General features: G+C 66.7%; 15 protein-coding genes and 1 pseudogene. 11 read left to right on the top strand and 5 right to left on the bottom strand.

Going from position 1 to position 11,659, the window contains the following annotated elements:
* The 7 genes and pseudogenes from glyA to G3O00_RS34100 all read left to right on the top strand — a co-directional run.
* Window positions 1-257 (top strand): annotated as a pseudogene (glyA, locus tag G3O00_RS34130) (serine hydroxymethyltransferase); the annotation flags it as partial.
* Window positions 258-263: 6 nt separating this feature from the next.
* Window positions 264-743, top strand: coding sequence for a transcriptional regulator NrdR (nrdR, locus tag G3O00_RS34125; protein WP_006476792.1), 480 nt, complete (start codon window positions 264-266; stop codon window positions 741-743).
* A gap of 183 nt (window positions 744-926) precedes the next feature.
* Window positions 927-1,460: a GspH/FimT family pseudopilin gene (locus G3O00_RS34120; RefSeq protein ID WP_241025467.1), complete on the top strand. Its 534-nt coding sequence runs from the start codon at window positions 927-929 to the stop codon at window positions 1,458-1,460.
* Window positions 1,457-1,867 (top strand): hypothetical protein, encoded by a 411-nt coding sequence (locus G3O00_RS34115; RefSeq protein ID WP_206145623.1) that lies wholly within the window; start codon window positions 1,457-1,459, stop codon window positions 1,865-1,867. The genes G3O00_RS34120 and G3O00_RS34115 overlap by 4 nt, the downstream gene beginning before the upstream one ends.
* Entirely contained in the window at window positions 1,857-2,690 is an 834-nt protein-coding gene (locus tag G3O00_RS34110) for a PilW family protein (protein WP_206145622.1), read from the top strand. Before G3O00_RS34115 ends, G3O00_RS34110 begins: the two co-directional genes overlap by 11 nt.
* A gap of 203 nt (window positions 2,691-2,893) precedes the next feature.
* Entirely contained in the window at window positions 2,894-3,355 is a 462-nt protein-coding gene (locus G3O00_RS34105) for a hypothetical protein (protein WP_206145624.1), read from the top strand.
* Window positions 3,352-3,798: a type IV pilin protein gene (locus tag G3O00_RS34100; RefSeq protein ID WP_206145621.1), complete on the top strand. Its 447-nt coding sequence runs from the start codon at window positions 3,352-3,354 to the stop codon at window positions 3,796-3,798. Before G3O00_RS34105 ends, G3O00_RS34100 begins: the two co-directional genes overlap by 4 nt.
* A 54-nt stretch (window positions 3,799-3,852) precedes the next feature.
* Here the strand turns inward: G3O00_RS34100 and G3O00_RS34095 are convergent, their stop codons facing one another.
* The 3 genes from G3O00_RS34095 to G3O00_RS34085 form a co-directional block, all read right to left on the bottom strand.
* Window positions 3,853-4,296, bottom strand: a complete 444-nt coding sequence (locus tag G3O00_RS34095) for a DUF3318 domain-containing protein (protein WP_206145620.1) — start codon at window positions 4,294-4,296, stop codon at window positions 3,853-3,855.
* Between the two features lie 43 nt (window positions 4,297-4,339).
* Window positions 4,340-4,729: a phage holin family protein gene (locus G3O00_RS34090; protein ID WP_011351086.1), complete on the bottom strand. Its 390-nt coding sequence runs from the start codon at window positions 4,727-4,729 to the stop codon at window positions 4,340-4,342.
* Window positions 4,730-4,852: 123 nt separating this feature from the next.
* A complete protein-coding gene (locus G3O00_RS34085) occupies window positions 4,853-5,155 on the bottom strand; it encodes a YqjD family protein (protein ID WP_006494044.1) in 303 nt (100 codons plus the stop codon).
* Window positions 5,156-5,473: 318 nt separating this feature from the next.
* Between G3O00_RS34085 and G3O00_RS34080 the strand changes: the two genes are divergently transcribed.
* Entirely contained in the window at window positions 5,474-6,112 is a 639-nt protein-coding gene (locus G3O00_RS34080) for a peroxiredoxin (RefSeq protein ID WP_011351087.1), read from the top strand.
* Window positions 6,113-6,263: 151 nt separating this feature from the next.
* Here the strand turns inward: G3O00_RS34080 and G3O00_RS34075 are convergent, their stop codons facing one another.
* On the bottom strand, window positions 6,264-7,451 hold the full coding sequence (locus G3O00_RS34075) for an acyl-CoA dehydrogenase (RefSeq protein WP_085039561.1): 1,188 nt from the start codon (window positions 7,449-7,451) through the stop codon (window positions 6,264-6,266).
* A 164-nt stretch (window positions 7,452-7,615) separates the two neighbouring features.
* Here G3O00_RS34075 and G3O00_RS34070 point away from each other — a divergent pair, with 164 nt between their 5' ends.
* Together G3O00_RS34070 and G3O00_RS34065 are read left to right on the top strand one after the other, a co-directional pair.
* The gene (locus tag G3O00_RS34070; RefSeq protein WP_206145619.1) at window positions 7,616-8,407 is read left to right on the top strand and encodes an IclR family transcriptional regulator; all 792 of its coding nucleotides are present in this window, start codon (window positions 7,616-7,618) and stop codon (window positions 8,405-8,407) included.
* A gap of 135 nt (window positions 8,408-8,542) precedes the next feature.
* On the top strand, window positions 8,543-8,953 hold the full coding sequence (locus tag G3O00_RS34065) for a GFA family protein (RefSeq protein ID WP_206145618.1): 411 nt from the start codon (window positions 8,543-8,545) through the stop codon (window positions 8,951-8,953).
* 189 nt (window positions 8,954-9,142) lie between these two features.
* Here G3O00_RS34065 and G3O00_RS34060 read toward each other — a convergent pair whose 3' ends face one another.
* Window positions 9,143-9,946 (bottom strand): EAL domain-containing protein, encoded by an 804-nt coding sequence (locus G3O00_RS34060; protein ID WP_174931053.1) that lies wholly within the window; start codon window positions 9,944-9,946, stop codon window positions 9,143-9,145.
* Between the two features lie 363 nt (window positions 9,947-10,309).
* On the opposite strand from G3O00_RS34060, the gene G3O00_RS34055 reads away from it, so the two are divergent.
* Window positions 10,310-11,659 (top strand): FAD-dependent oxidoreductase (locus G3O00_RS34055; RefSeq protein ID WP_206145617.1); only part of this gene is annotated, 1,350 nt, incomplete at its 3' end.

Here is an 11,659-nt window from a genome sequence, read left to right as displayed (position 1 = left end):
CGGAAGCAGCGCTGGGCGCGGCGCACATCACGGTGAACAAGAACGCGATCCCGAACGATCCGGAAAAGCCGTTCGTGACGAGCGGCGTGCGCCTGGGTTCGCCGGCAATGACGACGCGCGGCTTCGGTCCGGCGGAAGCGGAACAGGTGGGTAACCTGATCGCGGACGTGCTGGACAACCCGGAAGATGCAGCGACGATCGAGCGCGTGCGCGCGCAGGTCGCCGAGCTGACCAAGCGTTTCCCGGTCTATCGCTGATCGACGATGCGCTGCCCGTTCTGCCGGCATGACGACACGCAGGTCGTGGACTCGCGCGTGTCCGAAGATGGCGCCGCGATCCGGCGGCGCCGTCGCTGCTCGGCTTGCGACAAGCGCTTCACGACGTACGAGCGGGTCGAGCTGTCCCTGCCGTTCGTCGTGAAGAAAGACGGCAGCCGCACGGAATTCGACCGTCGCAAGATCGTCGCCAGCATGCAACTCGCGCTGCGCAAGCGGCCGGTTGCTGCCGACGCGATCGACGCGGCGGTCGCCCGCATCGAATATCAACTGCTCGCGACAGGCGAGCGCGAAGTGCGTAGCGAGAAGCTCGGCGAGCTCGTGATGAACGAGTTGCGCGGCCTCGATACGATCGCTTATGTCCGCTTCGCATCGGTGTATCGCCGGTTCGAGGACGTTTCCGAATTTGCCGACGTGATCGAAGAGTTCCGTCGCGCCTCTCCCGCCAAGACTCCGCGTAAGCGCTGACGCGCTGCGTCCGTTCATCGTCTTCTCCGTTGGGTCAGTTCGCGCCGATTGTGTCGGTCGCGATCGCATGCCGCCAGTTGGCCATTCGGCAAATGGTGCGCGTTCGCACGCGCCGCTACAGTCGTCGCATCACCTTGGCGAAGGACGACTGCGATGGGACTGCACGCTCACCCCCTGAAAAACATGTTGCGACGCTCGGGCGGGTTCACGCTCGTCGAGCTGATGGTTGCCATCTCGCTGGCGGCCGGGCTCGCGCTCTATGCGGCGCCCGCGTTCGACCAGTGGCGCATGCGCGAACGTGTGGATGCACGGTCGCGCGCGTTGCTCGGTGCGCTGTCGTTTGCACGTACCGAGGCGACGCGTCTCGGCGTGCGCGTCACGCTGTGCCGGGCCGGGAGCGCCGGCACCTGTCTGCGCGCCGGCGAACGGTGCGATCCGGCCGAATGGTCGTGCGACTGGATCGTCAGCGGGCAGGTCGACGGGCAGTCACGCGTGCTGCGGCGGTATCCGCGCGATGTCGACGTGGCCGTCGCGGGTGCCGCGCACGATCTCGCGTTCGCGCCGCCGGTCGGTCAGGCAATCGGTGGCATCCGCCGTTTCGAATTGCGTCCGCGACGCGATGTGCCGGGGGCTGACGACGCGCATGCATCGCGTTGCGTGCGGATCGCGGCAGGCGGACGGGCGCGGATTGTGACCGGCCGCTGCGACGCGGCATGAGTGCCATGCGCAACGCAGTGCGCGGCACGTCGCTGATCGAAGCGATGCTGGCCATCGCGCTACTCGCGACCGTGATGCTGGCCGTGGCGGGCAGTCAGCTTGCGATGGCGCGTACGCAGCGCGCGACGATCTGGCGTGAACGCGCGCTGTGGCTGGCCGATGCGCGTATCGAGCGCTTGCACGTAGCCGCGGAAGCCGACGATGGCCTCGCGGCGCGGGTCGCAGCGTCGCTGCCCGGCGGCACGATGACGAAAGGTGACGGGCCGGACGGCGTCCGCTACGCGGTTGTCGGCTGGCGGAGCAGCCAGGCAGCTACCGGGCCGCGATGCGAAGCGGCGGGCAGGTCGACGCAGCCGCCGTCATGCGTCCGGATTGCGTATCGGGAGGCGGACGCCGATGAACGCTGATCGCCGCTTGCGCGCGCACACGCTGCTTGAAGTGTTGATTGCGATGACCGTCGGTCTGCTCGTGCTCGCGGCGGCCGGTGCGCTGTACCACGCGCAGCGCGTCGCACAGCGGCGCGCGGACGACGGGTTCCGGATGCGCGATGCGGCTGGCACCGCACTGATGCTGATCGGCCAGCAGATCCAGATGGCCGGATTCCGGCCGCTCGACGGGGAAGGCGTGTGGTCGTTGCCACCCGTGTTCGGCTGTTCGATGGCACGTGTGAGAGGCGAGGGCGCGCAGGTACGGTGCGAGCCCGTGCGCGGTGCGTCGGACGCGTTGCTGATCCGCTACGTTGGGGATGCGGTGTCGACATGGCTCACCGCTAGCGGCCAGGTATCGGATTGCCTCGGGCAGGGTGTCGGCGTCGCCGGTGAACGTGCGCCGGTGGAGAACCGCTTCGATGTGCACACCAGTCCGTCGACGGGCGAGCCCGAACTGTATTGCGAAGGAAACGGCCGTCCGGGCACGCCGCAGCCGGTCGTGTCGGGAATCGATCAGTTGCGGATGCGCTATCTTCGCCGCGGCGGCACGCAGTTCGTCGATGCCGATGCATTGCGCGGCGACGACTGGCGCGATGTCGTGGCCGTGCACGTCTGCGTGCGGGCGCGTGGCGAACCGGCGGGCGAGCCGGTGCGGCATGTCGACTGCGACGGCCGCACTGTCGTTGCGCAAGACGGCCGCGCGCGTCTGACGCTCGATCGCATCGTCGCGTTGAGGAATTCAGCGCGCGCATCCGAGGATACGTGGCGCGATGCAGCGGATGAGCGCGAGGTGCTGCGATGAACGAAGCGGGGCAGTACGCGCGGGGGAGGTCGCGACGCGTCGCGTTACGCAACAGGCACGAACGTATCGCGACAAACGGCCACGTGCCGTGGCTTGCGGCAGGTGCGGAAACCCCGACAACGAGCCAGCGAGCGCGGCACATACGCTCGCGGTCAGCCAGCCATGATCGGCGTCGCGAAGCGGGCCTTGCATTGCCCGCAGTGATCGCGGTTGGCGCAGCGGTCGCGGCGCTGACAGGCACGTGGTTCGAAGCCGCACTGACGGAATCGCGCCGCACGCGCACGTTGTCCGATCGGCTGGTCGCGTTCCACGCAGCCGATGCCGCGCTGGCCGCGTGCACCGCGCGATTGCGCCGGGGCGCGGCGCCGTACGTGAGCGAAGGCGAGTCGCACGCGGAGCCTGACGCGTGGCGGCGCATGCCGGTGCTGGCGGCCGCCGAAGCGTTCGCGCCGTTTGCCGGATGGCCGATGGCTGCGCAACCGCCGCGATGCCTGATCGAAGCGTGGCGCGGGGCAGGGCCGGCCGGTGGCCGTGCGTACGTCGTCACCGCGCGCGGCGTCGGTGCGCATGCATCGAGCGCCGTCTGGCTGCAGCATCAGGTCGCGATCCGCGACGGACACATCGTCGCCCTGCACTGGCGTCGCGTCGCGACGGTGCTTCGATGATCGGTCGCACGTTCGTGTACCGCTCGGCGGGATTCACGCTGATCGAACTGATGATCGTGCTCGCGATCGTCGCGGTGCTGGCCGGATGGGGCATCCCGTCGTATCGCGAGCATGTCGTGCGCGTTCATCGCGCGTCGGCAGTCGCCGCGTTGTACCGGGCGGCTCAATATCTCGAAACACTGGACGGTGGGCCGCCTTCGGCATTGCCGATGGCGCTCACGCAAGCGCCGCCGGACGGGCGCGCGATCTATCGATTGGCGCTCAGGCGGCCGGACGGCGACGATTCGCCGGTGAGTTATGCACTGGAGGCAATCCCGCTCGACACGGGCCCGATGCACGACGATGCGTGCGGTGCATTCACACTGCGTTCGGACGGGACGAAAGGCAATCTGCGGAGTGATGGCGCCGATGGACAGGTCGCGGCGTGCTGGGGTGTGCGTTGAGTTCGGCGGGAGGGCGCGCCACGGCGCTTGGCCGCGCGCGCAGGATGTCGATGGTCAGTCGTCGTGCGAGTCGAGCCCGCGCTCGTTGCGGGACTGCTTCCAGATCCGGTAGACCTCCCATGCCGCGAAACCGAGGGTGCCCCACTTCAGCGCGGGCCCCGCACTCGCGCGCAGCAGCGAACGAACGGGTTTGGCGAGCACGAGCGATGCGAGCGAGCTCAGCATCGGATACTGGTTGACGAGCTGGCCGAGGCTCGCGTTCAGGTTCTTGGCAGACTGGCTGAACTTGTTGCTGGACAGGCCGGGGACGAACACCTTGAGCCAGCTGAAGCGCGTGACGGCCTGGCGCATTTCGCCGGCGGCTTCCGCGAGTTCGAGCCGCTCGACTTCGGATCGCAGGATCAGCAGTTCCTTGCGGAGTGCGCGATGCTGCGACGCGCTCCAGTTCGATCGCGACGAATGGGAGCGGGGTGAATTGCCCGTGATGTTCTGGCTCATGGCGCGTCGGCGAAGTAGGTGGAAGGGGTGAGCGCGACTGCGTTCACGGCTTGCCGCGGAACAGTTCGCGGTCTTTCTCGAGCTCGGCGAGCGTCGCCTCGAATACGGTCGGCGCATCGCGCAGGCCCGAGCGGGCCTTCAGTGCGCATGCGATCCCGCCCGCGGCATACAGCGCGGTGATCGCCGCGAGCGACTGCCAGCGATAGGTATCCCAGAACGCGATCGCGATGAGTACGGTCAGGCTGATGAGTGCCATCGTCGCGAGCATCATCGCGGCGAGCCCGAGGAACAGCACGCCCATCAGGCGCTCCTTCTCCTCGGCAAGCTCGATGCCCACCAGTTCGAGGCGCGTTTGCAGAAGTCCGATCGCGGAGCCGACGAGGCGGCGCAGCGGTCCTTGGCCGGACGGCTGCGAGGTGGTGTCTGTCGTCATGGATGAGGTGCGTGCGCGTGCAGTGTGCAGCTAGGACAAAGCCGGCCGGCGGAAACCGCCAGCTGGCTTCGACGCCCGCAGGCCGCGCGACGCGGCCAACGGGACGAAACGGCGCAGAGCGCGTTACTTGCGGTTGATCAGCAGGCCGATCAGCACGCCGACGCCAGCAGCGACGCCGATCGACGTCCACGGATGCTCGTGCACGTAGTCGTCGGTCGCGCGTGCGGCCTTCTTGCCTTTCTCGACCACCACGACCTGGACGTCGGCTGCCTTTTCCTTGGCCTGCTTCAGGCGCGACATGGCTTTCTCGCGCAGCTCGGCCGCACGGTCGCCCGTGCTGCTCGCAGCTTGCTTGAGCAGGTCTTCGGCGTCCGAGAGAACGGTTTTGATATCCGACATCAGTTTCTCCTTGTTGATTTCCGACATTGCAACTCCCTTCGTGCTGTCATGCTGCAGGTTCACATCGTAGCGAAACGCCTGCCTGCTGGCGAGCCGGGAAGACACACGACGGCCGTGCAAGACCGCATGGTAAACGACTTGTAATCATCAACAGAGCGCCAGACGGGGTGAAAAGTTTCCCGCATGGCCGCCCGTCCCGCACCGACACCGGGCAAAAATGACAAAAAAGTATGAATATCAAACGGAATAATCGTTCGCACGCCCCATTGCTTCCCGTAAGCTGAGAGACTTTCCCGCGCCGATCCGGGCGCGGTTTCAACCAGCATCGTTCGAGGAGGGAACATCATGAGTCTGCGTCTTGGCGACATCGCACCGGATTTCGAGCAGGAATCGAGCCTGGGCCCGATCAAGTTTCACGAGTGGCTGGGCGACGGCTGGGGTGTCCTGTTCTCCCATCCGGCCGACTACACGCCGGTGTGCACGACCGAACTCGGGCTGACCTCGAAGCTGAAGGGCGAATTCGAGAAGCGCAACGTCAAAGTGATCGCGCTGTCGGTCGACGGCGTCGAATCGCACAAGGGCTGGATCAACGACATCAACGAAACGCAGTCGACGGTCGTCGGTTTCCCGATCATCGCCGATGCGGACCGCAAGGTTTCGCAGCTGTACGACATGATCCACCCGAACGCGAACGAAACGCTGACGGTGCGTTCGCTGTTCGTGATCGACCCGAACAAGAAGGTGCGACTGACCATCACGTACCCGGCCAGCACGGGGCGCAACTTCGACGAAGTGCTGCGCGTGATCGACTCGCTGCAACTGACCGACAACTACAAGGTCGCGACGCCCGGCAACTGGAAGGATGGCGACGACGTCGTGATCGTGCCGTCGCTGCAGGATCCGGAAGAGCTGAAGAAGCGCTTCCCGAAGGGCTTCAACGCGGTGCGTCCGTATCTGCGCCTCACGCCGCAGCCGAACAAGTAAGCATCGGCTGCACATCAACGCGATACCGGGCCGGCGGCCCGGTGCACGGATCAGATGAAAAACGGCCCGCCCGGCAGTCATGCCGGGCGGGCCGTGTCTTTTGCGCGGACACGCGCGCGGCGTGGCGGCCGCGCTTTCCGCATCCGGACGATCAGAAGAAGGCCTGGATCCCCGTCTGCGCGCGGCCGAGGATCAGCGCGTGGATGTCGTGCGTGCCTTCGTACGTGTTGACCACTTCGAGGTTCACGAGGTGGCGTGCGACGCCGAATTCGTCGGAGATACCGTTGCCGCCGAGCATGTCGCGCGCGAGCCGGGCGATGTCGAGCGCCTTGCCGCACGAATTGCGCTTCATGATCGACGTGATCTCGACAGCCGCCGTGCCTTCGTCCTTCATCCGGCCGAGGCGCAGCACGCCTTGCAGGCCGAGCGTGATTTCGGTCTGCATGTCGGCGAGCTTTTTCTGGATCAGCTGGTTCGCGGCGAGCGGCCGGCCGAACTGCTGGCGGTCGAGCACGTACTGGCGCGCGGTGTGCCAGCAGGATTCGGCGGCACCGAGGGCGCCCCATGCGATCCCGTAGCGGGCCGAGTTCAGGCACGTGAACGGGCCGCGCAGGCCGCTCACGTTCGGCATCAGGTTCTCTTCAGGAACGAACACTTCGTCGAGGACGATCTCGCCGGTGATCGATGCGCGCAGCCCGACCTTGCCGTGGATCGCCGGTGCCGACAGGCCCTTCCAGCCTTTCTCGAGGATGAAGCCGCGGATCGCGTCCTTGCCGTTCTCTTCGAGCTTCGCCCATACGACGAACACGTCGGCGATCGGCGAGTTCGTGATCCACATCTTCGCGCCGGACAGCGAGTAGCCGCCGGGCACTTTCTTCGCGCGGGTGACCATGCTGCCCGGATCGGAGCCGTGGTTCGGCTCGGTCAGCCCGAAGCAGCCGATCCATTCGCCGGTGGCGAGCTTCGGCAGGTATTTCTGCTTCTGCGCGTCGGAGCCGAATTCGTAGATCGGGACCATCACGAGCGAAGACTGCACGGACATCATCGACCGGTAGCCCGAGTCGACGCGCTCGACTTCGCGGGCGATGAGTCCGTAGCTCACGTAATTGAGGCCGGGGCCGCCGTATTCCTCGGGAATCGTCGGGCCGAGCAGGCCGACTTCGCCCATCTCGCGGAAGATTTCGGCGTCGGTGCGCTCGTGGCGGAACGCTTCGGTCACGCGCGGTGCGAGCTTGTCCTGCGCGTACGCCTGCGCGGCATCGCGCACCATCCGCTCTTCTTCGGTCAGTTGCTGGTTGAGCAGCAGCGGATCGTCCCAATGAAAAGTTGCAGCACTCATCGTCTCATCTCCTGTCGACCCGAGTTAGCGCTTTAGCGCTTACTCGGGTCCCATGCTTTGCGGTCAGTCCCTGATTCAGCCGGGTTCCATGCCTGAGAGTTTGCTTGACGGAAGTTCCGCTGTGCGGAACAATGTTTTGCAAATCGAACCCAGTGTAGCACCAGATGACACTTTCAACCATCGACGAAACCACGATCGACGAACGCAAGTTCGTCGTCGCGCTCGCGCGCGGGCTTGACCTGTTGCGCGCATTCCGGCCCGGGGAGACGATGCTCGGCAACCGCGATTTCGCGGAGCGCACCGGGCTGCCGAAGGCAACCGTGAACCGGCTCGCCTACACGCTGACCGTGCTCGGCTACCTGCGCTATGACGAGACACTCGGAAAGTATGCGCTCGACGCCGGCGTGTTGTCGCTCGGCTACGCGCTGCTGTCGGGCTCGGGGACGATCGACCTCGCACGGCCGCACATGCAGGCGCTCGCACGCGACATCGGCGCGGCCGTGTCGCTCGGCTGCCGCGACGGGCTCGACATGATCTATCTGGAGACGATCCGCAGCGAGACGGCGCTGACGCTCGGGCTCGCGCCCGGTTCGCGGCTGTCGATGCTGACGAGCTCGATGGGGCGTGCGTACCTGGCCGTGCAACCGGAGGACGTGCGCCGCGCGCTCTATGCGGAACTGCATCGCGCGGCCGGCGGCGCGGCCGACGCCGACGCGCTCGTCGCCGCCGCGCAGCAGGCGGTGGCCGAGTTCTCGGCGGGCGGCTGCTGTTATTCGTTCCGGGCGTGGCACATGGACGTCAACGCGGCGGCCGTACCGTTTCGCGAGCCGCGCGAGGGGCGCTGGCTGATCCTGAGCTGCAGCGGCCCCGCATCGTCGATGGACGAGGAAGTGTTCCGTACGCAGGTCGGGCCGAAGCTGAAAGCGCTCGCGCAGCGGCTCGGGCAGACGGCCTGAGCAAAGCGCGCGAGCGGTAGGGGGCCGTCGCCGGCTCGGGTGAAAACGCACGAGCGCGACACGGCCGCCGCCGGTTGTGCCACGGACGAACCGCGCGCATGATCGTTCGCCAGATCACCGACGCAGAGGGTTGCCATGTCTCACGCAGAACCGATGGAAGGCGGATGCGCATGTGGCGCGATCCGGTACCGGATCGCCCATGTTCCGACCGACGCCGGCTTTTGCCACTGTCGGCTCTGCCAGCGCACGACCGGCGCGGCGGTCGTAGCGTCGGCATCGGTGCCGATCGACGCGTTCGAATACCTGCAAGGTGAGCCGACGGTCTATGCGTCGAGCGCGTGGGGCGAGCGGCGTTTCTGCGGCCGTTGTGGCGCGCAGCTCGAATACCGGCTCATCGATGCCCCCAGGACGGTCGAGATCAACTCCGCGACGCTCGACGAGCCGTCGCGGCTGCGTCCGGCCTGGCATGTCTGGTATGGGGATCGCTTCCCGGGCATGGAGATCGGCGACGATCTGCCCAAGTACGACGATGGCGGAAGGGCGTAAGCGGTAGATAACCGCCGACACCGAGGCGCGAGCGCGCCCGCGAAGCCGCTCTTTCCACGAGGCCGGCAACCACCCGCCGGACATCGGGCGACGGGGCAAGCCAGGCGGCCCGATCCCCCGTCACATCACCGGTATTCCGCAGTCGGCACGCGGCGCCCCGCGTGTGCGGAATCCTTTATCCACTCAGGCTCAGGCCGTCACGACCTTCGCGAACACGGGCCCCTGCATGAATCGCACGTCGTGCTGGCGCAGCAGTTCGCACTGCGTTTCGTCGACGACACCGTCGAAGATCAGCGGAATCCGCACGCGCTGCGCATACGCGACGAGCGCCTTGACCATCCCGTCGCGCAACGCGATGCCCGCATCCATCTTGATGTAGTCCGGGCGCGCCATCTCCGATTCGACCGCGAGGATGCGTCCCGGGTCCGGCAGCTTGTCCGCGACCTTGAAGCCGTGATGCTGGTAGCTGCGCGTCAGGTAGCCGAGGAAGGTCTTGTGCGCGACCGCGACCGCCGGCAGCTCGATCACGATCCGCTCGGTCGGCAGCCCGAAGCGCTGCAGCACCGACGAGAAATGCTTGCCGTGGTCGTACTTCACGCTCTTCAGCAGCCGTTCATGCACGCGCAGGAACAGCAGCCCATGACGCTGCGCGCCAAAGAAATTGATCGCATGCAGCGCGCGCGACAGGCGGTCGATCGCGACGAGCGTCTGGTCGTCGACGGCCGAGTCGACCGGATCGTGCGGCGTCCCCGTCACCAGCGTGACGGCCTGGAAACCGAGCTCGTCGCCGTAGCGCTCGATCGTGTCGGCGAACGACGTCGATTGCGGTGCACCGGGCATCGTCACGTCGTAGATCGGTTCGTAGGCGCTGCCGAGCGTGCGCTCGGGCAGGTTCGCGCTTGCAGTGCCGCCATCGGCGAGCGCGAGGTGATCCCGTAGATACGGCAGTTGCCCGGCACGGGCGACCAGCTCGGGAATGGTGGGCGGAATCATCGGCGTAAGAAGGAAAAACGGCGGCCGAACGGGCCGCCTCGTAGCTTGATATTAGCAGCGCCGGCCAAGCTCGGCTTGGCGTTTCGTTCATATGGTTATCCCGTCGTCGACGCTTCGCCTAGGGTTTACGTTGATTTCACTATTCGTAATTGGTTTTACTATTCGTAAATCCAGGATTTGTCGCCGATCAAGAAATGCGGCATGCGGGCGCCGCGAGACGGCGCCGTTACGAATCAACAGGAAGCAAGGAGCGAGACGTGGCGGTTGACAGGAATTGCACGCGGAAGAGCGGCGCGGCGCGCCGGCAGGTGACGGGCGGGATGACGGGCGTGCCGGCGAGCGCCCGGCAGGGTTGAGGAGCGGATGGCGACCATGAGCATCGATTACCAGACGCTGAAGTTCGAATACCGCGCGCGTGCGCAGGACACCGCCGTGCACCCGGTGATCGTCGTCGGCGCGGGCCCGGTGGGCCTTGCGGCCGCGATCGACCTGGCGCAGCAGGGCGTACCCGTCGTGCTGCTCGACGACGACGACACGCTGTCGACCGGCTCGCGCGCGATCTGCTTCGCGAAGCGCACGCTCGAGATCTTCGACCGGCTCGGCTGCGGCGAGCGCTTCGTCGACAAGGGCGTGAGCTGGCACGTCGGCAAGGTGTTCCTGCAGGACGAGCAGCTGTACGCGTTCGACCTGCTGCCCGAGGAAGGGCATGCGCGCCCCGCGTTCATCAACCTGCAGCAGTACTACGTCGAAGGCTACCTGGCCGACCGCGCGTTCGAGCTGTCGAACATCGACATCCGCTGGAAGCACAAGGTGGCGGGCATCGACCAGTCGGCCGAACACGCAGTGCTGACGATCGAGACGCCGGAAGGCGTCGCGACGCTGCGCGCGCAGTACGTGATCGCGGCCGACGGCTCGCGCAGCCCGATGCGCACGATGATGGGCCTCGAAAGCCACGGCCGCACGTTCAAGGATCGCTTCCTGATCGCCGACGTGAAGATGAAGGCGGAGTTTCCGACCGAGCGCTGGTTCTGGTTCGACCCGCCGTTCCACCCGAATCAGTCGGTGCTGCTGCACCGCCAGCCCGACAACGTGTGGCGCATCGATTTCCAGCTCGGCTGGGATGCCGATCCCGTCGCCGAGAAGCAGCCGGAGCGCGTGATCCCGCGCGTGCGCGCGCTGCTCGGGCCGGACGTCGAGTTCGAACTCGAATGGGTGAGCGTCTATACGTTCCGCTGCCAGCGGATGGAGTCGTTCCGGCACGGCCGCGTGCTGTTCGCGGGCGACTCCGCGCACGGCGTGTCGCCGTTCGGCGCGCGTGGCGCGAACAGCGGCGTGCAGGACGCCGACAACCTCGCATGGAAGCTGAAGCTCGTGCTCGACGGCGGTTCCGCCGACAGCCTGCTCGACACCTATGCGAGCGAGCGCGAGTTCGCGGCCGACGAGAACATCCGCAACTCGACGCGCTCGACCGACTTCATCACGCCGAAGAGCCCGGTGTCGCGCGTGTTCCGCGACGCGACGCTGAAGCTTGCGCGCGACTGCGAGTTCGCGCGCAAGCTCGTGAACAGCGGCCGCCTGTCGGTGCCGGCGGTGCTGGCCGATTCGCCGCTGAATACGCCGGACCGCCACGACGACGCGTTCGCGGGCGCGATGCGGCCGGGCGCCGCGGCGGCCGATGCACCGGTGCGTGCGCAGGGCGCGTCGGGCTGGCTA

The organism is Burkholderia sp. Ac-20384, assembly GCF_017104605.1.
Classification (GTDB): Bacteria; Pseudomonadota; Gammaproteobacteria; order Burkholderiales; family Burkholderiaceae; genus Burkholderia; species Burkholderia lata.
Note: the sequence above shows the minus strand (reverse complement) of the source record. Positions and strands in the feature narration are given on the sequence as shown.

Excerpts from the sequence above, each read along its gene's own strand:
- G3O00_RS34120 (WP_241025467.1), top strand. The coding sequence starts at position 927 with ATGTTGCGACGCTCGGGCGGGTTCACGCTCGTCGAGCTGATGGTTGCC.
- G3O00_RS34075 (WP_085039561.1), bottom strand. The coding sequence starts at position 7,451 with ATGAGTGCTGCAACTTTTCATTGGGACGATCCGCTGCTGCTCAACCAG.
- G3O00_RS34090 (WP_011351086.1), bottom strand. The coding sequence starts at position 4,729 with ATGACGACAGACACCACCTCGCAGCCGTCCGGCCAAGGACCGCTGCGC.
- G3O00_RS34115 (WP_206145623.1), top strand. The coding sequence starts at position 1,457 with ATGAGTGCCATGCGCAACGCAGTGCGCGGCACGTCGCTGATCGAAGCG.
- G3O00_RS34070 (WP_206145619.1), top strand. The coding sequence starts at position 7,616 with ATGACACTTTCAACCATCGACGAAACCACGATCGACGAACGCAAGTTC.
- nrdR (WP_006476792.1), top strand. The coding sequence starts at position 264 with ATGCGCTGCCCGTTCTGCCGGCATGACGACACGCAGGTCGTGGACTCG.
- G3O00_RS34060 (WP_174931053.1), bottom strand. The coding sequence starts at position 9,946 with ATGATTCCGCCCACCATTCCCGAGCTGGTCGCCCGTGCCGGGCAACTG.
- G3O00_RS34100 (WP_206145621.1), top strand. The coding sequence starts at position 3,352 with ATGATCGGTCGCACGTTCGTGTACCGCTCGGCGGGATTCACGCTGATC.
- G3O00_RS34095 (WP_206145620.1), bottom strand. The coding sequence starts at position 4,296 with ATGAGCCAGAACATCACGGGCAATTCACCCCGCTCCCATTCGTCGCGA.
- G3O00_RS34065 (WP_206145618.1), top strand. The coding sequence starts at position 8,543 with ATGTCTCACGCAGAACCGATGGAAGGCGGATGCGCATGTGGCGCGATC.
- G3O00_RS34085 (WP_006494044.1), bottom strand. The coding sequence starts at position 5,155 with ATGTCGGAAATCAACAAGGAGAAACTGATGTCGGATATCAAAACCGTT.
- G3O00_RS34110 (WP_206145622.1), top strand. The coding sequence starts at position 1,857 with ATGAACGCTGATCGCCGCTTGCGCGCGCACACGCTGCTTGAAGTGTTG.
- G3O00_RS34080 (WP_011351087.1), top strand. The coding sequence starts at position 5,474 with ATGAGTCTGCGTCTTGGCGACATCGCACCGGATTTCGAGCAGGAATCG.